The sequence below is a fragment of the Serratia quinivorans genome, from assembly GCF_946227985.1.
Lineage (GTDB): Bacteria > Pseudomonadota > Gammaproteobacteria > Enterobacterales > Enterobacteriaceae > Serratia > Serratia quinivorans_A.
Map to the genome: position 1 here is coordinate 43,390 of NZ_CAMKGL010000013.1, position 21,003 is coordinate 64,392.

Genomic DNA, 21,003 nt, shown 5'->3' on the forward strand with positions numbered 1-21,003 from the left:
TCGAGGTGTACCATTTTTACCCGAGTAGCCAATTTCTGCCGTAAGGTGCTAATCCGCGATGACAAGCAGCCGCGCGATGATGCGCCGGTCAGCGATAAAAACGTAGTCCGCGAAGAAAGCGTGGTGGCGGAACAGCCGGCAGCGCCGCAGCGACGTTCCGTCGATCGCGGCAGAGAAAGCCCTGCCCGCCGGCCGGCACCGCGTAAACGCCCACCTTTTCCTGCCGCCGAGGGAACCGGCTCAATGACCGTGATCCCCCGCGACCAGCATTCCATCTCACGCAAAGACATCAGTGAGAATGCGCTTAAGGTGCTGTATCGCCTGAACAAATCCGGCTTCGAAGCCTATCTGGTCGGTGGCGGCGTACGCGACCTGCTGCTGGGCAAAAAACCGAAAGATTTCGACATCACCACCAACGCGACGCCGGAGCAAGTGCGCAAGCTGTTCCGCAACTGCCGTCTGGTTGGCCGCCGCTTCCGCCTGGCACACGTGATGTTCGGGCCGGAAATCATTGAGGTTGCCACCTTCCGTGGTCACCACGAGCAGCAAACGCCGGAATCTGACAAAAATTCTTCCCAGCAGGCCCAAAACGGCATGCTGCTGCGCGACAACATCTTTGGTTCGATCGAAGAAGACGCCCAGCGCCGCGACTTCACCATCAACAGCCTGTATTACGGCGTCGCGGACTTCACCCTGCGCGATTACGTCGATGGCCTGCGCGATCTCAAACAGGGCGTGATCCGCCTGATTGGCGATCCGGAAACCCGCTACCGTGAAGACCCGGTGCGTATGCTGCGCGCGGTGCGCTTTGCCGCCAAGCTGGACATGACCATCAGCGATGAAACCGCCGAGCCAATCCCGCGCCTGGCGTCCTTGCTGCATGAGATCCCGCCTGCACGTCTGTTTGAGGAATCACTCAAGCTGCTGCAGGCAGGCTACGGTTATCCGACCTATCTGAAACTCTGTGAATACCAGCTGTTCCAACCGCTGTTCCCGCAGATTGCACGTCACTTCACGCCGAGCCAGGACACGCCAATGGAGCGTATTCTGGCGCAGGTGCTGAAGAACACCGACTACCGTCTGCAAAACGACATGCGCGTCAATCCGGCGTTCCTGTTTGCTGCTATGCTTTGGTATCCGCTGCTGGAACATGCGCAGAAACTGGCGCAGGAAAGTGGGCTGGCGTACTACGACGCCTTCGCGCTGGCGATGAATGATGTGTTGGACGAGCAGTGTCGTTCGCTGGCCATCCCAAAACGCATCACTACGCTGGTTCGCGATATCTGGCAGTTGCAGCTGCGTCTGTCCCGTCGTCAGGGCAAGCGCGCGCACAAGCTGATGGAACATCCGAAATTCCGCGCCGCTTACGATTTGCTGGCGCTGCGTGCCGAAGTAGAAGAAAACCAGGAGATGCTGCGTCTGACCGAATGGTGGGGCGAGTTCCAGGAAGCTACACCAGCACGACAGAAAACCATGTTGAGTACTTTGGGTGACGATCCGGCACCGCGCCGTGCGCGTCAGCGCCGCCCTCGCCGTCGGACGCCGCGTAAAGAAGGAGAATAATGATCCGCGTTTATATCGCGCTGGGCAGCAACCTGGCGCACCCGCTACAGCAGGTGAAAGCCGCACTGGAAGCGCTGGAGCATCTCCCGCGCACCCGGTTGATCGTCTGTTCTTCGTTTTACCGCACCAAGCCGCTGGGGCCGCAGAACCAGCCGGACTTTCTCAATGCGGTGGTGGCCCTGGATACCTTGCTGCCCGCCGAACAGTTACTCGATCACACCCAGGCGATAGAACGCAATCAGGGCCGCGTGCGCAAAGATGAGCGCTGGGGCCCACGCACCCTCGATCTGGATATCATGCTGTATGGCGAACAGGTGATCCATACCGATCGCCTGACGGTACCGCACTACGGCCTGAAAGAGCGTGAGTTCATGCTCTATCCATTGGCAGAAATCGCCCCCGAGTTAATCTTCCCGGATGGCGAATCGCTGGCCAGCTGCCTGAAGCATGTACCGCAAAACGGTATGGAGCTCTGGCACCAACCCAGCCAAAAAGCCTGAGTCGGCGCAGGATCTACAGAGCATCTTACAGCAATACCTGAGCAACAAAGCCCCCTTCAGGCCGATTGGCGAAGCTGACCCGCAGTCCGTGCAAGCCGGCAATGCGTTGCACAATTGACAATCCCAACCCGCTACCGGTCTGTTCCTGACCCGGTGGACGATAAAAGCGCTCCCCCAATCGCGCCAGATGTTCCGTCGTCACGCCCGGACCATCGTCTACCACCGTCAACAGACGCTCTGTCAGCCTCACCGTGACCGTACCGCCCGTCGGGGTGTAACGCACCGCATTATCCACCAGATTGCGCACCAGCAGCGACAGCAGCAACGCTTGCCCCTGTAATGGCGCTGGGGTGCCCTTCTGTTCGTAACGCAGCGTGACGCCGGCAGCATGGGCATGGCGATCCTGCTCGGCCAACGTCATCGGCACCAGTTGGCTCCAGTCGACAGCTTCCAGCTCGGCGAGATCTGACAGGGAGTCCAACCGCGACAGCGTCAGCAGTTGATCCACCAGCCGGGTGGCGCGATCGATACCCACCGTCAGATTACCCAACGCATGCTCGCGCATTTGCTCATCATCACCAGCCAGTTGCACCACTTCCGTTTGCACCCGCAGCGCTGCCAACGGGCTGCGCAGTTCATGGGCGGCATCAGAAGTAAAACGTCGCTCACGTATCAACAGCGCATTGATTCGGGTAAACAGAGCATTAAGCGCGTCGACTAATGGCCGGACTTCGGTCGGTACCTGACCGGCATCCAGCGGCGTGGCATCGTCCGGTGCCCGTTTACGCAACCCGGCAGCGACAGCGCGCAATGGCCGCAACTCGCGCCCGACCATCAACGCAATCAGCAGCATCAGCATCGGCAGCGTCACCAGCCATGGCACCAGTTGCCCGGTCACCATGCCCAGTGCCATATCCCGGCGATAATCCAACTCCTGCCCCACCACGATGCGATAACGGCCATCCGGACTGGTCAGCCACAGCAGCCGCCAACTGTCGTCATCGCCCTTACGTTCTCCGTCGGTAAAACCTTCGCGGTCGCCGTCAAAACGGAAATCCACACCGTTCTCCCCGTCGTTGAGCAGCATCTTGCCGTTGCGGTCGAAAATGGCAAACGCCAGCGCATCATCATCCTGCTCGCCACGCTTGCCGTGGTGCACCAGTTTTTTGGTTTTCGGCAGGCTACGCACGCTCTCATCTGCCAACAGATCGCCCAGGTTGGCGGTTGCCAGCCGTTTGGCAAACAGCATCTGCTGGGTATCGAAGACTTCGTTGATGGTATTACGGCTCATCTTCCAAGCCACCAGGCTGGCCGCGCACCAGGTCAATAACGCCAGCAGGCTGAAAATCAGGATCAATCTCAACCGCAGACTAAGATGTTTCACGCGTTGTCCCCCAGCGTATAACCCACGCCGTGTATGGTGCGGATAAACCCGTTACCCAGCTTGCGCCGCAGATGATGGATATGGACCTCCACCGCGTTGCTGCTGACTTCGTCGTCCCAGTTGTACAGTTTTTCCTGGATCAGCGGCCGCGCCAATACCCGTCCCTTGTTATGCAAAAACAGCTCCAGCACCGCCAATTCACGCGGGGTCAGCGTGACTGGCTCACCGTTGCAGCTCACGCTACGGGTTGCGGTATCGAACACCACATTGCCATGGACCAGTTGCGGCATCAGTTGACCGTGACGACGGCGGATCAATGCCTGCAGGCGCGCGGCAACCTCCGTCAGGGCAAAAGGCTTGCACAGGTAATCATCGGCACCGCTTTGCAGGCCGCTGACCCGCTGCTCCAGTGCATCACGCGCGGTCAGGATCAGCACCGGTACGTCATGGCCGGCCTGCCGCCACTGACGCAACAGATCCAGGCCATCAAGGCCCGGCAGGCTCAGATCGAGGATCACCGCATCATAGGGCGCGCTTTCCAGCGCATTTTTACCGACCAGTCCATCGGTAAACCAGTCCAGATTAAAGCCCAACCTGGTCAGCCCGGCCTTGATACCGTCGCCGATTAACTTGTCATCTTCTATCAGCAGAATTCGCATGTGCGTCCTTTTTTAGCCATTGCCGCCCATTACACCATAAGGTTCTTAAGAACCGCTTAAGCATTATGATCTGCGCTACCCACCCCGTTAGGGTTACAGTAGAATGACAGCACTTTTTTGCAGCCAGGGCCCTGCGTATGTCGCGCGGCTCTATTCAGGAGACGTAGTGATGAAACCCACCACCGTGACCCATTTGCGCCAGTGGAAGCAGGAACAGCGCAAGTTTGCCTCCCTCACCGCCTACGATGCCAGCTTTGCCAAACTGTTTGAAGAGCAAGGCGTTAAAGTGCTGCTGGTGGGCGATTCACTGGGCATGACGCTGCAGGGCCACGACTCCACCCTACCGGTCACCGTCGCCGATATCGCCTATCATACCCGTGCCGTGCGCCGGGGTGCTCCGGCTTGTCTGCTGTTGGCCGACCTGCCCTTTATGAGCTATGCCACCCCACAGTTGGCCTGCGCCAATGCCGCCGAGCTGATGCAGGCCGGTGCCAATATGGTGAAGCTGGAAGGCGGCAGTTGGCTGTGTGAAACGGTGAAAACACTCACCGAACGCGCGGTGCCGGTCTGCGGCCACCTCGGCCTGACGCCACAGTCAGTCAACGTCTTCGGTGGTTACAAGGTGCAAGGCCGCGATGAACTCGCCGCCAAGCAACTGCTGGAAGATGCAAAAAATCTGGAACTGGCCGGTATCCAACTACTGGTGCTGGAGTGCGTACCGACCGAACTGGCACGCAAGGTCACCGAAGCCCTGACCATTCCGGTGATCGGCATTGGGGCCGGTAACGTCACCGATGGTCAGATCCTGGTGATGCACGACGCATTCGGCATTACCGGTGGCCACACGCCGAAATTCGCTAAAAACTTTCTGGCCCAGAGCGGTGATATCCGCTCGGCGGTGCAACAATATATTCAGGACGTAGAACAAGGCATTTACCCCGCTGAAGAGCACTCTTTCAACTAAAGTGTCCGCGTTAGGAGTTATGGAATGGTAATTATCGAAACCCTGCCGCTGTTGCGTCAGCAGATCCGCCGCTGGCGTCAGGATGGGAAACGCATCGCGCTGGTGCCGACCATGGGCAACCTGCACGAAGGTCATATGCGGCTTATCGATGAAGCCCGCGCGCGCGCCGACATCGTGGTAGTCAGCATTTTCGTCAATCCGATGCAATTCGAACGCCCTGAAGATCTGGCCAGTTACCCACGCACCCTGCAGGAAGACAGCGAGAAACTAACCCGCCGCGGCGTCGAACTGGTGTTCGCACCCGCGCCGGCCGATGTTTATCCGCAGGGGCTGGAACAGCAGACCTATGTCGACGTACCGGGCATTTCCACCATGCTGGAAGGCGCCAGCCGCCCGGGTCACTTCCGCGGCGTCGCCACCATTGTCAGCAAGCTGTTCAACCTGGTGCAACCGGATCTGGCCTGTTTTGGCGAGAAGGACTACCAGCAGCTGGCGCTGATCCGCAAGATGGTGGCGGATATGGGCTACGACATCGACATTGTTGGCGTACCGACAGTACGCGCCAAAGATGGCCTGGCGCTCAGTTCGCGCAACGGTTACCTGACCGCCGAAGAGCGGAAAATCGCGCCGCAGCTCAGCAAGATCATGAATGCGCTGGCCGAACAGCTCAGCAACGGGGAACGCCACGTCGACGAGCTGCTGGAACAAACCGCAGAGCACCTGCGCAACGCCGGTTTCACCCCGGACGAGCTGTTTATCCGTGACGCCGACAGCCTGCAACCGCTGGGAGTGGAAAGCCAACGTGCCGTGGTGTTAATGGCCGCCTGGCTGGGTAAGGCGCGGTTGATCGACAACCAGCAGGTTGACCTGACGCTGTAGGTTTTGCATATTTGGTACCGCTGTTACCGGGAAAGTAATAAAAAATCTACCCTAATGGATTTCGAGTTGCAGCTTGAAAGACGAAGGGTTTAAACGCCACCCCAATCGCCTGTGAAGGCTGATACTCAGTTAGGTAAAGTTATGATACGTACTATGCTGCAAGGCAAGCTGCATCGGGTGAAAGTGACTCAGGCCGACTTGCACTATGAAGGCTCCTGCGCGATTGATCAGGACTTTCTGGAGGCCGCAGGCATTCTGGAATATGAAGCTATCGATATTTATAACGTTGATAACGGTCAGCGTTTCTCAACCTATGCCATCGCCGCCGAACGCGGTTCGCGCATTATTTCGGTCAATGGTGCGGCAGCACGCTGCGCCTGCGTGGGCGACAAACTGATCATCTGCTCCTACGTACAGATGAGCGATGCCGATGCCCGCCAGCACCGCCCGAAAGTTGGCTACTTCGAGGGTGACAACCACCTGCAGCGCAAGGCGAAAGCCGTGCCGGTTCAGGTCGCGTAAAAGTAAAAACGGGCGTTGTCGACGCCCGTTCCTTCCTGATTATTGCACCACCAGCGTTCCTGGTTTATTGGCTATTCTGTCCGCCATGGTCTGAATCGAGTCGGTGCGCAAAATATACAGCCGTTTCAGCGTATAGGGGTTATCCCCCGGTTTCACTTTGCCCTGCACCGTGGTCACTGCCATATGAAAACCGGCGTCTTTTGCGGCCTGTATCGCCCGCTGATTGTAGCCACCAAAGGGGTAGGAGACATACAGCACATGCGGATTAAACTGCGTTAACGCGCGGCGTGAGTGCTCAAAATCGAATTCAATATTGTGCAGCGAGCGGCTCAGCAGGATCGGTTGACGATTACCGTCGGTACGGTGCAGGAAATGGGTATGCGACTGCACGTCGAACACGTCCTGAATCTGCTTCAGCTCGGAAATGCTCATAAACTGCAGCGAGTCTGGATTCCACTTCTGCGGGTGGCGCTTGATGCGTGAAGAAATAATAAACGCCGTGGCGCGAAAGCCGTAGTTCTTCAAGACCGGGTAAGCGTAGCGATAGACCGATTTCAGCCCGTCATCAAACGTCAGCACCACCGCCCTGCCCGGCAGATTGATCTGGTTTTTCAGGTAGGCTTCCAGCTGATACAGGGAAATGGTGTCGTAGCCCGCCTGCTTTAGATAGGTCATCTGGTTGCTGAACGCCACGTCAGAGGTGGTCGTCGAGGTATGGCGGAAGCGCTTGTTCTCTTCGTTTTTCAGCAGATGATGATAGGTCAGGATCGGTATACCGGTGTCAATCTCGCAGTCCAGCTCACTGACATAACCCAGGCGATCGCCAATATTGACCTCATACCAGGTGTTGTTGAGCCGATCTTTCAGCTTGCCGATGATTGGGTAGCGCAGGTTCTGTTCAAGTACACCAAACACATCGCTGGTGTTATCCGCATCGGTATAGACGTTGATCGCCTTCTGTGTGATCAGGTTCTGGTTAGTCAGCGGTTTATTCAACTCCCCCAGGGAGTCTTTCACCTTGCGTGATTTTTTAAGCTCTCGCACGTCGTCTTTATCGATAAAACCCGTACCGTAGCCGAATTTGAACTCGTAATATTCCGCATCCGCCGGGAACACCTGGATCAGTTGCCCCTGCTTCACTTCACCGACCGGAATGACATGCTCGCCAATCAGCGAATAAACCTCACTGTCGCGTTGCGCTTCCATATATTCGGATTTAACGGCACTGTCTTCCGACAACAAATTTGCCAGGCTTGCCGGGGCGACAAGTGACATCAGGATGCCGATCAGCCCAGCCGCTACCTTGTGTTGAGAGCGCATGATTATGTTCGCGTAATAACAAAATGGAGGAAATGTGGAGCGCCAGCATAGCACGATTTGAACAGCGGGGAGAAAGGGGTTATTTGAGCAATTCTATTGATTTATACCCGTCATACTTGAAGCTGCATCTGTGTTGGCTGCGAGCGCTCACCCCAGTCACTTACTTGAGTAAGCTCCTGAAGATTCACGCTCTTGCCGCCGTGATGCAACTCCAATTATTTTGGGTATACGTGACGTATGTTTCAAATCAATAAAAGCGCCCCGTACGCAATGTCCGGGGTCGCGGGTCAATCAGGTACGCAGGCCGCGGCCGCGCTCAATCAGGTACCAGGACAGCAGGTAGAACACCGCAATGAACGCCACCAGCACCGTCATGGTCAGCGTCAACGGCACGTCGCTGATGCCAAGGAAACCATAGCGGAATCCGCTGATCATGTAGACAATCGGGTTCAGTTTGGACACCGCCTGCCAGAACGGCGGCAGCAGCGTCAGCGAGTAAAACACCCCACCCAGATAGGTCAGCGGCGTCAGCACAAAGGTCGGGATCAGGCTGATGTCGTCAAAGGTCGTGGCGAACACCGCGTTGATCAGCCCCGCCAGCGAGAACAAAATCGCCGTCAGCAGCAGCGTGGCGACAATCACCCACCAGGCATGTACCTGCAAAGGCACGAAGAACAGCGAAATCACGGTCACCAGCACGCCGACGCAAATACCGCGCGCTACGCCACCACCGACGTAACCGGCAATCACCACGTGCGTCGGTACCGGCGCCACCAGCAACTCTTCGATATTGCGCTGGAATTTGGCGCTGAAAAACGATGACGCCACGTTGGCGTATGAGTTGGTGATCACCGCCATCATAATCAGACCGGGGACGATAAACTGCATGTAATCAAAACCGTGCATCTCGCCGATACGTGAACCGATCAGGTTGCCGAAGATGATGAAATACAGCGTCATGGTGATCACCGGCGGCACCAGCGTCTGGATCCAGATGCGGGCAAAACGGTTGATCTCTTTGGCCCAGATGCTCTGCAAGGCCACCCAATACAAACGCATCATGCTTTTTCTCCATTACCGTTAACCAGGGTGACAAACAGCTCTTCCAGCCGGTTAGCCTTGTTACGCATGCTCAGTACCTGAACGCCCTGCGCACTGAGCTGGGCAAACAGGCCATTCAGGCCCTGTTCGCGCATCACTTCCACTTCCAGCGTTGAGGTGTCCGTCAGGCGATGGCGGTAACCGTCCAGCTTCGGCAACGGGCTTTTCGCCGCCAGATCGAGGATGAAGGTTTCAGACTTCAGCTTGGCCAGCAGGCCTTTCATCGAGGTGTTTTCCACCAGCTCACCGTTCTGGATAATGCCGATATTGCGGCACAGCATTTCTGCCTCTTCCAGATAGTGAGTGGTGAGAATAATGGTGGTGCCCTGAGCATTAAGCTCTTTCAGGAAGCCCCACATCGAGCGGCGCAGCTCGATATCTACCCCGGCGGTCGGTTCGTCGAGGATCAGCAATTTTGGCTGATGCATCAATGCGCGAGCGATCATCAGCCGGCGTTTCATACCGCCCGACAGCATCCGGGCACGCTCTTCACGCTTGCCCCACAGATCCAGCTGGGTCAGGTATTTTTCCGCCCGTGCCAGTGCTTCGCGACGGGTAACACCGTAGTAGCCCGCCTGATTGACCACGATCTGCATCACCGTTTCGAACGGGTTAAAGTTGAATTCCTGTGGTACCAGCCCGAGCTGACGCTTGGCATTGACGATGTCTTTGTCAATGTCGTAGCCAAACACCCGTACACTGCCGGACGTCTTATTAACCAGCGAGCTGATAATGCCAATGGTCGTGGATTTTCCGGCACCGTTTGGCCCCAGCAAGGCGTAGAAATCCCCTGCTTCGACGTTCAGGTCGATCCCGCGCAATGCCTTGACGCCACCGGCGTAAGTCTTGGTTAACTGCGCTAATTCCAGTGCATAATTCATAAGTTGAAAAGTACCTTGTGACGATGAGTATGCTGCTGCGTATTGTAATGAAGGCGATCTTATCATCAGCAGCGTTTTCACTGAGGCAAATCCGTGCGGAAAATTCAGGTTCCATCCTGCCATGCTGTATAAAAAATGGTTGAATACCCTCTTGCGTGACTGTTCCGATTTCCAAACTGTGACGCTTGTCCTATATTACCCCAACGCAATCTGTCCGTTACAGGTCTATAACCTCCATGAAAGAAATCGAAAAGCTTATCGCTAATAACCATACTTGGTCGGCTAACATCAGCAAGGAAGACCCGGACTTTTTTGAACGTTTAGCTCAGGCGCAAAAGCCTCGCTTTTTATGGATAGGTTGTTCAGACAGTCGCGTTCCCGCGGAAAGACTGACCGGGCTGGAGCCGGGTGAACTCTTTGTTCACCGTAACGTGGCCAACCTGGTAATTCACACCGATTTAAACTGCCTGTCGGTGGTGCAGTATGCCGTCGACGTTCTGGAAGTTGAACATATTATTATTTGCGGTCACTTGGGCTGTGGTGGCGTAGAAGCCGCGGTTGAGAACCCGGAGCTGGGGCTGATCAACAACTGGCTGCTGCACATCCGCGATCTCTGGTACAAACACAGTTCACTGTTGGGTGAGTTGGAACCAGAACAGCGCCTCGACGTACTCTGCGAAATCAACGTGATTGAGCAAGTCTATAACCTGGGCCATTCCACCATCATGCAGTCAGCGTGGAAACGCGGGCAGAAAGTGATGATTCACGGTTGGGTGTACGGGATCCAGGACGGACGTCTGCGGGATCTGGAAGTTGCAGCCACCAGCCGGGAAAGCCTGGAAATGGGCTATCGCAAGGCGATGGCTACACTGCAGCAAGATAAGGGTATTTAATCCTGTCAGGGGCGCGGCAAACCGCGCCCACCGCATATTACTCGTCCAGCAGTACCACTTTGCCGACGTACGGCAAATGGCGATAGCGCTGAGCGTAATCGATGCCATAACCTACCACGAACTCGTCCGGGATCGGGAAACCCACGTACTCAACCGGCACTTCGACTTCACGACGTTCAGGCTTGTCCAGCAGGGTGCAAATCGCCAGTGATTTCGGCCCGCGCAGCGCCAGAATTTCGCGCACTTTATTCAACGTATTGCCTGAATCAATGATGTCTTCGACGATCAGCACGTCTTTGCCACGGATGTCTTCATCCAAATCCTTGAGGATTTTAACGTCACGGGTAGTGGACATGCCACTGCCGTAGCTGGAAGCCGTCATAAAATCGACCTCATGCGGCACGTCGATCGTACGACACAGATCGGCCATGAACATGAAAGAGCCGCGCAGCAGCCCAACCAAGACCATATCACTGCCGCTATCGCGGTAATCTTCGGTGATCTGGCGGCCAAGTTCAGCAATACGGGTCTTAACTTCCTGCTCGGAAATCATTACTTCTACAGTGTGTTTCATAGTTTTCAGGTCAGTTGCCGGAAGAAGGGCGCAGAGTTTAGCATAGCCTGAAGCCGCTGGCGACGCGAGTGCGCCGCCAGTTTTCCAGCGTGGGTTGAATCAGTCGGTTACGGTAAAGCCCAGCATCATGCCGGTATCTTCATGTTCCAACAGGTGGCAGTGGGCCATATAGGCATGATCGCTATTGGCCGGGTGATCAAAGCGCACCAGCACTTCACTGCGCCAGCCTTCGACCCGCACCGTGTCTTTCCAGCCGCTGCGGTGAGCCGCCGGAGGTTTGCCGTTTTCCGACAGGATGCGGAACTGGGTGCCGTGAATATGGAACGGATGCAGCATCATGTCGCCCTCACCCGAAATGGTCCATTTTTCGTATTTGCCGCGCTTGGCCTCAAACATCGGCTTGGTCATGTCGAAGGCCTTGCCGTTGATCATATTGCCGTGGCTGAAGTCGAACGGCTTGGCACCATGCCCCATCCCTTTCATATTGCCGTGGTCCATGCCTTTCATGCCGGCCATATCACCACCGTCTTTAGCCATGTTGCCGTGATCCATGCTCATGCCGGCCATGGCCTGATGGCCGTAACGATCCATCAACGCCTGCATACCCAACTTATCCAACTGCGGATTCATCATCAGTTGCAACCAGCGCTCCTGGATCCCGCTCACCGCCGGTATTGCGGGCAGTTTTACCAGGCTGTCCGGCATGCTCTTGATACCCTGCGCCAGCGAAGGCTGAATATGTAATACCGGCAACGGCTGGTCGAACGGGGCCAGCGTCATGCCCATCTGTTTAACCGGCAGCGTAACAATATCAAAGGGCTTGCCGTCTGAGGCATCCACCAGCACTTCAAAGCGTTCGCCCATCAGCATCGACAGTTCGGTCAGCTTAACCGGCTCGGCCAGAAAACCACCGTCGCTGGCAATCACGTAGAGCGGACGATTATCGCTGGTTGCCAGATTCAGCGAACGCGCGTTACAACCGTTGAGGAAACGCAAGCGCAGCCAACCGCGTGGTGCCACATGCCGCGGATACTGAGCGCCGTTGGTGAACATACGGTCACCGAACCAGCCTACTGCGGCACTCATTACGTCCAGTTGGTATTCAATCTGCGCATCTTTACCCAACCGTTTGTCCTGCAGGATCACCGGAATATCATCCTGCCCCCAGGTTTTAGGCAGCGGCAACTTGCTGCTCTCGTCGTCTTCCAGCAGTACCAGCCCCGCCAGGCCCATCATCACCTGCTGGCCGGTTTTGCCGTGGGTGTGCGGATGGAACCAGCAGGTAGCTGCGGGCTGTTCGACCGTGAATTGCACCCTGCGCGTGGTGCCTGGCTGAATCAGTGCCTGCGGGCCGCCATCAACGTCACCGGGGATTTCAAGGCCGTGCCAGTGAACGGTACTGGCCTCCGGCAAGCCATTGCGAATATCCACCGTCACCGGTTTGCCGCGCTGCAATCGCACCGCAGGCCCCAATAACGCGCCATTAACCCCCCAGGTTTGAGTCACCTTGCCCGGCAGCCAGTTCATTTCGCCAGTTTGCAGCGCCAGCGCTATATTCCCTTGAGCGTCCGGCATCAGCAACGGCGGGATCGGCAACGCAGGCAGCTCGGCTGCCCACACGCCCCGGCTCCACAAGGGTAAAGCACTTGCCGCGCCCAGCGCAGCGGTCAATTTGATAAAATCACGGCGTAACATCGCTGACTCCCTTTTTCAGTGATCGGCACTTAATGCGACACAAGCTGTACTGCAGCTTGAAAGAGTATGGGTATAGATTGATCTGTTCACAGCCTAAACCCTCCCCTTAGCGGAAGGTCAAGCCTTTGCTGCCGGTTATGTTACCTGCAGGTAATAAAATTTGGTGCCTTTACAGGCAAGTGTGATAACGTCTGTGGACAATAAACAGGTCTATTTTCATGATGAAAAAAACAACGTTACTGGTGCTGTTGCTCACCATGCTGGGGTTCTCCAACGCCAGTCTGGCGCTGAATGAGTCTGAGGCGGAAGATCTGGCCGATCTGACGGCGGTCTTTATTTATTTGAAAAATGACTGCGGCTACAACGATTTGCCCAATGCACAAATCAAGCGCGCCATCGTTTATTTCGCTCAGCAAAACCGTTGGGATTTGACCAACTATAATAGTTTTAATATGAAGGCGCTGGGTGAAGACAGTTATCGCGATCTCAGCGGGATCGCCATCCCTACCCCCAACAAATGCAAATCCCTGGCACGCGACTCGCTGAGCCTGCTGGCATACGCCAACTAATCCCCCCGCCTTGCGCTACCTCTGTTTGAAATTCAGCCGTGCATCACCAGGCAGAGTTAGCTATGATGTTGCGCCAATTTTTCATGGCTGTTATTACGGAGTCCCCGCACATGACCCAGAAAGAAATTTGGTATGAAACGCTGCATGCCAACTTCGGCCAGTACTTCTCGGTAGAGAACGTGCTGTATCGTGAGAAGACCGAGCATCAGGATTTGGTGATTTTTGAAAACCCGGTTCTGGGGCGCGTGATGGCGCTCGACGGCGTGGTGCAAACCACCGAGCGCGATGAGTTCATCTATCACGAAATGATGACCCACGTACCGCTGCTGGCCCACGGCCAGGCGAAGAAGGTGCTGATCATCGGTGGTGGCGACGGCGCGATGCTGCGCGAAGTCAGCCGTCATCAGGGCGTAGAGCAGATCACAATGGTTGAGATTGACGCCGGTGTGGTCGAGTTCTGTCGCCAATATCTGCCAAACCACAATGCCGGTGCCTACGACGACCCACGCTTCAAGCTGGTGATCGACGACGGCGTCAACTTTGTTAATCAGACCGATGAAAAATTCGATGTGATTATCTCTGACTGTACCGATCCCATCGGCCCCGGCGAAAGCCTGTTCACCTCAGCATTCTACGAAGGCTGCGCACGCTGCCTGAACGAGGGCGGCATTTTTGTTGCGCAAAACGGCGTGTGCTTCCTGCAGCAAGACGAAGCGGTCAACAGCCACACCAGGCTGGGCCAATACTTCAACGACGTCAGCTTCTATCAGGCGGCAATTCCGACCTATTACGGCGGCATCATGACATTCGCCTGGGCGAGCCAGGATCCGACGCTGCGCCAGCTTGATCTGACAACGCTGCAACATCGCTTTCATCAAAGCGGCTTAAACTGTCGTTATTACAACCCGGCAATTCACGCGGGCAGCTTTGCTCTGCCGCAGTATTTGCTCGACGCACTGAACGTTTCACGTTAAGCGAGAAGATAAAGGAGGTGAACCAAATTGCAAAAGCTAAAACTGCACGGCTTTAACAACCTGACCAAGAGCCTGAGTTTTTGTATTTACGATATTTGTTACGCCAAAACCGCGGATGACCGCGCTGGCTATATCGCCTACATTGACGAGCAATACAACGCCAATCGCCTGACCGAGATCCTGAGCGAGACCTGCTCGATCATTGGCGCCAATATTCTGAATATCGCCCGCCAGGACTATGAGCCTCAGGGGGCCAGCGTCACCATTCTGGTCAGTGAGGAACCGGTTGATCCGAACGATGTCGATACCTCGGAGCACCCAGGCCCGCTGTCAAAAACGGTGGTTGCGCACCTGGACAAGAGCCACATCTGCGTTCACACCTATCCGGAGAGCCATCCGGAAGGCGGTTTGTGCACTTTCCGCGCCGATATCGAAGTGTCGACCTGCGGCGTGATTTCACCGCTTAAAGCGCTGAATTACCTGATCCACCAGTTGGAATCCGACATCGTTACCATGGACTACCGCGTGCGCGGCTTTACCCGCGACGTGAACGGCGTGAAACATTACATCGATCATGAGATCAACTCGATCCAGAACTTTATGTCTGATGATATGAAGGCGCTGTACCACATGATGGACGTGAATGTTTATCAGGAGAACATCTTCCATACCAAGATGTTGCTGAAGGATTTCGATCTGAAGCACTACCTGTTTAATGCCAAACCGGATGCGCTGAGTGCTGCCGAACGTAAAGAGATTACCGATCTGCTGTGGAAAGAGATGCAGGAAATCTATTACGGCCGCAATATTCCGCATCTGTAATATGTAACGGGCGCGGCATGCCGCGCCCTACGCTTAGTATTTCAGCATAAAAGAACGGTAGGCCTTCAGCACCTGCAGGAAGTCTTCGACGCCGCAGAATGAGAGGCTTTCTTCGTCATAATAATTCATCCCCTCCTCCATCTCTTCGCCTTCAAACTCCAGCAGATTGGCACGGATCATCACTTCTTCGCCGTCCATCAGCAATGTGTATTCATGGCCTTCCAACTGCCATTGACGCTCGCTGCCTTTCACTTCCGCCGCACCGGCTTCAATGCGATCCAGCAGGTTAAAATCGCCTTTGAGTTCTTCGTTGATCCAGTGGCCAATCACCTCATGCCCCATCGAAAATCTGACGATCACCTGTCCGGTCACGTCACGCAGAAATTCGTAATCCATAGCACGCCCTCCTGAGCCCTTTCTCTTAGTGTAAACATTAATTCATGACTAACTCAGTGAGCGCTCGCAAAGTTGGCAACTGAGAAAAATAAAACGGGAGGCCAAGGCCTCCCGTTAAACAGTTGCGCAATATTACCCATCATTCTTCGAATTGCAACGGCGTTGGCCGCCTTTGTTCACCCCGGTCATTTGGTCGACCAAACTCCCGGAGATTCACTCAGTTGCCGCCTTGCCGCAGCCCCGAATGATTTTGGGTAACGCGACTTAAACAGCGGTTTGGAAGATCACGCCGTCGGCTTTTTCAGTGTATTGACCCAGTTGGTCAAAGTTCAGATAGCGGTAGGTATCCGCCGCAGACTTATCGACCTGTGCCATGTACGTCTGGTACTCGTCCGGCGTTGGCAGACGGCCCAACAATGAAGCCACCGCTGCCAGTTCTGCAGACGCCAGATAGACGTTAGCGCCAGTACCCAAGCGGTTCGGGAAGTTACGGGTAGAAGTGGAAACGACCGTCGCACCGTCGGCCACACGCGCCTGGTTACCCATGCACAGTGAACACCCCGGGATCTCGATGCGTGCCCCGCTCTTGCCGAATACGCTGTAATAGCCCTCTTCGGTCAACTGAGCTGCGTCCATCTTGGTTGGCGGAGCCACCCACAGACGAGTCGGCAACTGGCCCTTGTGCTGATCCAGCAGCTTGCCGGCAGCACGGAAGTGGCCGATGTTGGTCATGCAGGACCCGATGAACACTTCATCAATCTTGCTGTTGGCCACATCTGACAGCAGACGCGCGTCATCCGGATCGTTTGGCGCGCACAGGATTGGCTGAGTGATCTCTGCCAGATCGATCTCGATCACCGCAGCGTATTCTGCATCCGCATCGCCTTCCAGCAGTTGCGGATCCGCCAGCCATTTTTGCATGCCCTGGATACGACGCTCCAGGGTACGACGGTCGCCGTAGCCTTCGGAGATCATCCACTTCAGCAACACGATGTTGGAGTTCAGATATTCTTCAATCGGTGCCTTGTCCAGTTTGATGGTACAACCGGCAGCGGAACGCTCGGCGGAGGCGTCGGTCAGTTCGAATGCCTGCTCGACTTTCAGCTCCGGCAAGCCTTCGATTTCCAGGATACGGCCGGAGAAGATGTTCTTCTTGCCCTTCTTCTCAACCGTCAGCAGACCCTGCTGGATGGCGTAGTAAGGGATAGCATGCACCAGGTCGCGCAGCGTAATGCCAGGCTGCATCTTGCCTTTGAAGCGCACCAGCACAGACTCAGGCATATCCAGCGGCATCACGCCGGTAGCGGCGGCAAAGGCCACCAGGCCTGAACCCGCCGGGAAGGAAATGCCGATTGGGAAACGGGTGTGGGAATCACCGCCGGTGCCTACGGTATCCGGCAGCAGCATGCGGTTCAGCCAGGAGTGGATAACGCCATCGCCCGGACGCAGCGACACGCCGCCACGATTCATGATGAAGTCCGGCAGCGTGTGGTGAGTCGTCACGTCAACCGGTTTCGGATACGCGGCGGTGTGACAGAACGACTGCATCACCAGATCGGCGGAGAAGCCCAGGCAAGCCAGATCTTTCAGCTCGTCACGGGTCATCGGGCCGGTGGTGTCCTGAGAACCGACGGAGGTCATCTTCGGCTCGCAGTACTCTCCCGGGCGCACGCCAGCGACGCCACAGGCGCGGCCAACCATTTTCTGCGCCAGCGAGAAGCCTTTGCTGCTGACAGCCACTTCTTTGGCAATGCGGAATACGTCGCTGTGCGGCAGGCCCAGCGCTTCACGCGCTTTGGTGGTCAGGCCACGGCCGATGATCAGCGGAATACGGCCACCGGCGCGTACTTCGTCGAGCAGCACGTCGGTTTTCAGTTCGAAGTTGGCAATCAGTTCACCGGTTTCGTGGTTGCGCACTTCCCCCTTGTACGGGTAAATGTCGATCACGTCCCCCATGTTCAGGTCATTGACGTCCACTTCAATTGGCAACGCACCGGCATCTTCCATGGTGTTGAAGAAGATAGGCGCAATTTTGCCACCCAGCACCACACCACCACCGCGCTTGTTAGGCACGTGCGGGATGTCGTCGCCCATAAACCACAGCACCGAGTTGGTGGCGGACTTACGGGATGAACCGGTACCGACCACGTCACCGACGTAGGCCAGTGGGAAACCTTTTTTGTTCAGCAGTTCAATCTGCTTGATCGGGCCAACGCTGCCCGGCTGATCCGGCACTATGCCTTCACGTTCGTTTTTCAGCATCGCCAGGGCGTGCAACGGGATATCCGGGCGCGACCAGGCATCCGGAGCCGGTGACAGATCATCGGTATTGGTTTCGCCGGTGACTTTAAACACGGTAACGGTGATTTTTTCCGCCAACTGCGGACGCGACAGATACCACTCGGCATCGGCCCAGGACTGCATAATCTGTTTGGCGTGTGGGTTACCCGCCTTGGCTTTCTCTTCCACGTCGTAGAAGTTATCAAACATCAGCAGCGTATGAGACAACGCTTTGGCGGCGATTGCAGCCAATTTTTCGTTGTCCAGCGCGTCAATCAGCGGATGAATGTTATAGCCGCCCTGCATGGTGCCCAACAGTTCAACGGCTTTCTCAGGGGTAATCAGGGGGGAGGTTGCTTCGCCTTTGGCGATGGCCGCCAGGAAACCTGCTTTAACATAGGCGGCTTCGTCGACGCCTGGGGGTACACGGTTAATCAGCAGGTCTAACAGGAATTCTTCTTCGCCTTTTGGCGGATTCTTTAATGATTCAACCAGCGCTGCCATTTGGGTGGCGTCTAACGGCTTAGGGACGATGCCCTCTGCAGCACGCTCGGCTACGTGCTTACGGTATTCTTCTAGCACGACATTCTCCTCGCTCTCATTGTCATTTATTGTGCCTGGCGTTCTCTATTCAAACCGGGTTTAGCGCACGGTATTGATGCCATTGATCCTGACGGGGCACTGCTGTCGATGTCCTGGACTGTAAGTTACAGTGCCCGGTTCCGCTCAGCCAGCATATCAGGATTTGAATTGGTTGTTAATTCGTTCACATAAAAGCAACATTAAATCTTTGCTGAATCGTTGAGTACAGTGTAATCGGCTGCGGTACAGGCCAGCCGGGGCGTGGTAAGCAATGCGATTTAGCCTGACGAGCACAACACAATAGCCATGCACTTACAATGGCTATTGGTCGCGAATAGTAAAAATTGAGATCGGAAGGCACAAAAAAACCGCCGTAAAGGCGGTTCTTTTACTCCGTTCGGTGTTAGCAGGCACCTCACGGGTTTCTTACATCGTTAAAGAACGATACAAGCGCTACCGAGCCAAAGCATTGTGCGCAACATCGTTCAAAAAATCAACTAAACAATGTTATCGCTGCTATTTTTAGGTACTCTCGCGATGGGTCTGTTCTGCCGGTTTAGCAGCCGGTCATCGGGCTTGAGAACAGTGCTGCAACGACTGCGATACAGGCGCTTGTTCCGCCGGGATTTTTCCGGTGAGGTCACGGTGGTCGTGGTTCTACAGGGATCGCGCAATGAAAGGGAGTTCTATGTTTATCCTGCTCATTGTACTGGGATCGGCGTTTGGCGTGAGCAAAGGGGGTTGGTCGGTTAACGGCAACAACCTGACGCTGAATGTGATATTCCAGAACAAGTAAGCTACTGGCCGCTCACTGAGCGGCCTTTTACTGCATTCCGCCCATAAAAAAACGGCCCCTTTTCAGGAGCCGCTTATCAACCGTTCAAACCAGCAGAATTACTTCTTCTTGGCTTTCGGGTTAGGCAGATCGGTGATGCTGCCTTCGTAGATCTCAGCCGCCAAACCTACAGATTCGTGCAGGGTTGGGTGGGCATGGATAGTCAACGCGATGTCTTCTGCGTCGCAACCCATCTCGATAGCCAGACCGATCTCACCCAGCAGTTCGCCGCCGTTGGTGCCGACAATCGCGCCACCGATGATACGGTGAGTTTCTTTGTCGAAGATCAGTTTGGTCATGCCGTCCGCACAATCGGAAGCGATAGCACGGCCAGAAGCTGCCCACGGGAAGGTGGAAGTTTCGTAGCTGATGCCTTTCTCTTTCGCTTCTTTCTCGGTCAGACCCACCCACGCAACTTCCGGCTCGGTGTACGCGATCGATGGGATCACTTTCGGGTCGAAGTAGTGCTTCATGCCGGCGATAACTTCTGCGGCAACGTGGCCTTCATGCACGCCTTTGTGCGCCAGCATCGGTTGACCGACGATGTCGCCGATAGCGAAGATGTGCGGCACGTTGGTGCGCAGCTGTTTGTCGACGTTGATGAAGCCACGCTCGTCAACTTCAACACCGGCTTTACCCGCTTCCAGCAGTTTGCCGTTCGGCACACGGCCGATAGCTACCAGCACCGCGTCGTAACGCTGTGGTTCTGCAGGCGCTTTTTTACCTTCCATAGTGACATAGATGCCGTCTTCTTTGGCTTCTACCGCGGTCACTTTGGTTTCCAGCATCAGGTTGAACTGCTTGCTGATGCGTTTGGTGAAGACTTTCACCACGTCTTTGTCAGCAGCCGGGATCACCTGGTCAAACATTTCGACCACGTCAATCTGTGAACCCAACGCATGGTATACGGTGCCCATTTCCAGGCCGATGATGCCGCCGCCCATAACCAGCAGACGCTCTGGGACAGTTTTCAGTTCCAGTGCATCGGTAGAGTCCCACACGCGTGGATCTTCATGAGGAATGAATGGCAGTTGGATCGGACGGGAACCTGCGGCAATGATGGCATTGTCGAAGTTGATGGTGGTTGGGCCATTTTCGCCTTCAACAACCAGGGTGTTAGCGCCGGTGAACTTGCCCAGACCGTTAACCACTTTCACTTTACGGCCTTTAGCCATACCAGCCAGACCGCCGGTCAGCTGATTGATGACTTTTTCTTTCCAGACGCGCACTTTGTCGATGTCAGTTTTCGGCTCGCCGAAAACGATGCCGTGTTCGGCCAACGCTTTGGCTTCTTCGATCACTTTGGCAACGTGCAACAGGGCTTTGGAAGGGATACAGCCCACGTTCAGGCAAACACCGCCCAGAGTGGAGTAACGCTCAACCAGAATGGTTTCCAGACCTAAGTCAGCGCAACGAAAAGCAGCAGAGTAACCTGCAGGGCCCGCCCCAAGTACCACGACCTGAGTTTTAATTTCAGTACTCATCATGACCTCTTAATTGATTGTCCGGCGGGTCTGACGTCATTTTTATTACTAATCGATCTCATAACGCCCTTCATCCACCGGGACGCTTACACCGCCAGCAGTTTACAGAATTGTTAATAATCTGCA

At 55.5% G+C, this 21,003-nt stretch carries 19 protein-coding genes; 9 read left to right on the forward strand and 10 right to left on the reverse strand.

From position 1 onward, the window contains the following. Nucleotides 1–12 precede the first annotated feature (12 nt). Both pcnB and folK read left to right on the forward strand, forming a co-directional pair. Nucleotides 13–1,563, forward strand: coding sequence for a polynucleotide adenylyltransferase PcnB (gene pcnB / locus OCH02_RS22590; RefSeq protein WP_174354656.1), 1,551 nt, complete (start codon nucleotides 13–15; stop codon nucleotides 1,561–1,563). Then, nucleotides 1,563–2,063 (forward strand): 2-amino-4-hydroxy-6-hydroxymethyldihydropteridine diphosphokinase, encoded by a 501-nt coding sequence (folK, locus tag OCH02_RS22595; protein ID WP_261433083.1) that lies wholly within the window; start codon nucleotides 1,563–1,565, stop codon nucleotides 2,061–2,063. Before pcnB ends, folK begins: the two co-directional genes overlap by 1 nt. Before the next feature lie 25 nt (nucleotides 2,064–2,088). On the opposite strand, the gene qseC is transcribed toward folK, so the two are convergent. Both qseC and qseB read right to left on the reverse strand, forming a co-directional pair. Further along, entirely contained in the window at nucleotides 2,089–3,447 is a 1,359-nt protein-coding gene (gene qseC, locus OCH02_RS22600) for a quorum sensing histidine kinase QseC (RefSeq protein WP_261433084.1), read from the reverse strand. Next, complete coding sequence (gene qseB, locus OCH02_RS22605; RefSeq protein WP_012146692.1) at nucleotides 3,444–4,106, reverse strand: quorum sensing response regulator transcription factor QseB; 663 nt, start codon at nucleotides 4,104–4,106, stop codon at nucleotides 3,444–3,446. The genes qseC and qseB overlap by 4 nt, the downstream gene beginning before the upstream one ends. 169 nt (nucleotides 4,107–4,275) lie before the next feature. Here qseB and panB point away from each other — a divergent pair, with 169 nt between their 5' ends. From panB to panD, 3 genes are all read left to right on the forward strand, one after another. After that, complete coding sequence (gene panB, locus OCH02_RS22610) at nucleotides 4,276–5,070, forward strand: 3-methyl-2-oxobutanoate hydroxymethyltransferase (RefSeq protein ID WP_261092546.1); 795 nt, start codon at nucleotides 4,276–4,278, stop codon at nucleotides 5,068–5,070. A gap of 24 nt (nucleotides 5,071–5,094) precedes the next feature. Then, on the forward strand, nucleotides 5,095–5,949 hold the full coding sequence (gene panC / locus OCH02_RS22615) for a pantoate--beta-alanine ligase (protein ID WP_261433085.1): 855 nt from the start codon (nucleotides 5,095–5,097) through the stop codon (nucleotides 5,947–5,949). Between the two features lie 141 nt (nucleotides 5,950–6,090). Next, nucleotides 6,091–6,471 (forward strand): aspartate 1-decarboxylase, encoded by a 381-nt coding sequence (gene panD, locus OCH02_RS22620; RefSeq protein WP_012146695.1) that lies wholly within the window; start codon nucleotides 6,091–6,093, stop codon nucleotides 6,469–6,471. Nucleotides 6,472–6,510: 39 nt separating this feature from the next. On the opposite strand, the gene OCH02_RS22625 is transcribed toward panD, so the two are convergent. From OCH02_RS22625 to OCH02_RS22635, 3 genes are all read right to left on the reverse strand, one after another. Further along, complete coding sequence (locus OCH02_RS22625) at nucleotides 6,511–7,791, reverse strand: polysaccharide deacetylase family protein (RefSeq protein ID WP_261433086.1); 1,281 nt, start codon at nucleotides 7,789–7,791, stop codon at nucleotides 6,511–6,513. Nucleotides 7,792–8,082: 291 nt separating this feature from the next. Then, on the reverse strand, nucleotides 8,083–8,853 hold the full coding sequence (locus OCH02_RS22630) for an ABC transporter permease (RefSeq protein ID WP_012146697.1): 771 nt from the start codon (nucleotides 8,851–8,853) through the stop codon (nucleotides 8,083–8,085). Next, nucleotides 8,850–9,773, reverse strand: a complete 924-nt coding sequence (locus OCH02_RS22635) for an ABC transporter ATP-binding protein (RefSeq protein ID WP_044553396.1) — start codon at nucleotides 9,771–9,773, stop codon at nucleotides 8,850–8,852. The genes OCH02_RS22630 and OCH02_RS22635 overlap by 4 nt, the downstream gene beginning before the upstream one ends. A 236-nt stretch (nucleotides 9,774–10,009) precedes the next feature. Here OCH02_RS22635 and can point away from each other — a divergent pair, with 236 nt between their 5' ends. After that, entirely contained in the window at nucleotides 10,010–10,666 is a 657-nt protein-coding gene (can, locus tag OCH02_RS22640) for a carbonate dehydratase (RefSeq protein ID WP_061807929.1), read from the forward strand. A 37-nt stretch (nucleotides 10,667–10,703) separates the two neighbouring features. On the opposite strand, the gene hpt is transcribed toward can, so the two are convergent. Beyond that, nucleotides 10,704–11,240 carry a hypoxanthine phosphoribosyltransferase gene (gene hpt / locus OCH02_RS22645; RefSeq protein WP_261433087.1) on the reverse strand — a complete coding sequence of 179 codons (537 nt, stop codon included), beginning with the start codon at nucleotides 11,238–11,240 and terminating at the stop codon, nucleotides 10,704–10,706. A 99-nt stretch (nucleotides 11,241–11,339) separates the two neighbouring features. Further along, a complete protein-coding gene (cueO, locus tag OCH02_RS22650; protein WP_261433088.1) occupies nucleotides 11,340–12,935 on the reverse strand; it encodes a multicopper oxidase CueO in 1,596 nt (531 codons plus the stop codon). 221 nt (nucleotides 12,936–13,156) lie between these two features. Here cueO and OCH02_RS22655 point away from each other — a divergent pair, with 221 nt between their 5' ends. The 3 genes from OCH02_RS22655 to speD all read left to right on the forward strand — a co-directional run bounded on the left by OCH02_RS22655 (nucleotide 13,157) and on the right by speD (nucleotide 15,300). Next, nucleotides 13,157–13,504 (forward strand): YacC family pilotin-like protein, encoded by a 348-nt coding sequence (locus tag OCH02_RS22655; RefSeq protein WP_037410781.1) that lies wholly within the window; start codon nucleotides 13,157–13,159, stop codon nucleotides 13,502–13,504. Nucleotides 13,505–13,614: 110 nt separating this feature from the next. Further along, a complete protein-coding gene (speE, locus tag OCH02_RS22660) occupies nucleotides 13,615–14,478 on the forward strand; it encodes a polyamine aminopropyltransferase (RefSeq protein WP_261433089.1) in 864 nt (287 codons plus the stop codon). A 27-nt stretch (nucleotides 14,479–14,505) separates the two neighbouring features. Beyond that, entirely contained in the window at nucleotides 14,506–15,300 is a 795-nt protein-coding gene (speD, locus tag OCH02_RS22665) for an adenosylmethionine decarboxylase (protein ID WP_153859126.1), read from the forward strand. 33 nt (nucleotides 15,301–15,333) lie between these two features. Here the strand turns inward: speD and yacL are convergent, their stop codons facing one another. From yacL to lpdA, 3 genes are all read right to left on the reverse strand, one after another. Beyond that, the gene (yacL, locus tag OCH02_RS22670; RefSeq protein ID WP_012146709.1) at nucleotides 15,334–15,696 is read right to left on the reverse strand and encodes a protein YacL; all 363 of its coding nucleotides are present in this window, start codon (nucleotides 15,694–15,696) and stop codon (nucleotides 15,334–15,336) included. Nucleotides 15,697–15,960: 264 nt separating this feature from the next. Then, nucleotides 15,961–18,558, reverse strand: coding sequence for a bifunctional aconitate hydratase 2/2-methylisocitrate dehydratase (gene acnB, locus OCH02_RS22675; protein WP_261433090.1), 2,598 nt, complete (start codon nucleotides 18,556–18,558; stop codon nucleotides 15,961–15,963). Between the two features lie 894 nt (nucleotides 18,559–19,452). Continuing rightward, nucleotides 19,453–20,877 (reverse strand): dihydrolipoyl dehydrogenase, encoded by a 1,425-nt coding sequence (lpdA, locus tag OCH02_RS22680; protein WP_261433091.1) that lies wholly within the window; start codon nucleotides 20,875–20,877, stop codon nucleotides 19,453–19,455. Nucleotides 20,878–21,003 lie beyond the last annotated feature (126 nt).

Excerpts from the sequence above, each read along its gene's own strand:
- folK (WP_261433083.1), top strand. The coding sequence starts at position 1,563 with ATGATCCGCGTTTATATCGCGCTGGGCAGCAACCTGGCGCACCCGCTA.
- qseB (WP_012146692.1), bottom strand. The coding sequence starts at position 4,106 with ATGCGAATTCTGCTGATAGAAGATGACAAGTTAATCGGCGACGGTATC.
- panB (WP_261092546.1), top strand. The coding sequence starts at position 4,276 with ATGAAACCCACCACCGTGACCCATTTGCGCCAGTGGAAGCAGGAACAG.
- panC (WP_261433085.1), top strand. The coding sequence starts at position 5,095 with ATGGTAATTATCGAAACCCTGCCGCTGTTGCGTCAGCAGATCCGCCGC.
- panD (WP_012146695.1), top strand. The coding sequence starts at position 6,091 with ATGATACGTACTATGCTGCAAGGCAAGCTGCATCGGGTGAAAGTGACT.
- OCH02_RS22625 (WP_261433086.1), bottom strand. The coding sequence starts at position 7,791 with ATGCGCTCTCAACACAAGGTAGCGGCTGGGCTGATCGGCATCCTGATG.
- OCH02_RS22630 (WP_012146697.1), bottom strand. The coding sequence starts at position 8,853 with ATGATGCGTTTGTATTGGGTGGCCTTGCAGAGCATCTGGGCCAAAGAG.
- OCH02_RS22635 (WP_044553396.1), bottom strand. The coding sequence starts at position 9,773 with ATGAATTATGCACTGGAATTAGCGCAGTTAACCAAGACTTACGCCGGT.
- can (WP_061807929.1), top strand. The coding sequence starts at position 10,010 with ATGAAAGAAATCGAAAAGCTTATCGCTAATAACCATACTTGGTCGGCT.
- hpt (WP_261433087.1), bottom strand. The coding sequence starts at position 11,240 with ATGAAACACACTGTAGAAGTAATGATTTCCGAGCAGGAAGTTAAGACC.
- cueO (WP_261433088.1), bottom strand. The coding sequence starts at position 12,935 with ATGTTACGCCGTGATTTTATCAAATTGACCGCTGCGCTGGGCGCGGCA.
- OCH02_RS22655 (WP_037410781.1), top strand. The coding sequence starts at position 13,157 with ATGAAAAAAACAACGTTACTGGTGCTGTTGCTCACCATGCTGGGGTTC.
- speE (WP_261433089.1), top strand. The coding sequence starts at position 13,615 with ATGACCCAGAAAGAAATTTGGTATGAAACGCTGCATGCCAACTTCGGC.
- yacL (WP_012146709.1), bottom strand. The coding sequence starts at position 15,696 with ATGGATTACGAATTTCTGCGTGACGTGACCGGACAGGTGATCGTCAGA.
- lpdA (WP_261433091.1), bottom strand. The coding sequence starts at position 20,877 with ATGAGTACTGAAATTAAAACTCAGGTCGTGGTACTTGGGGCGGGCCCT.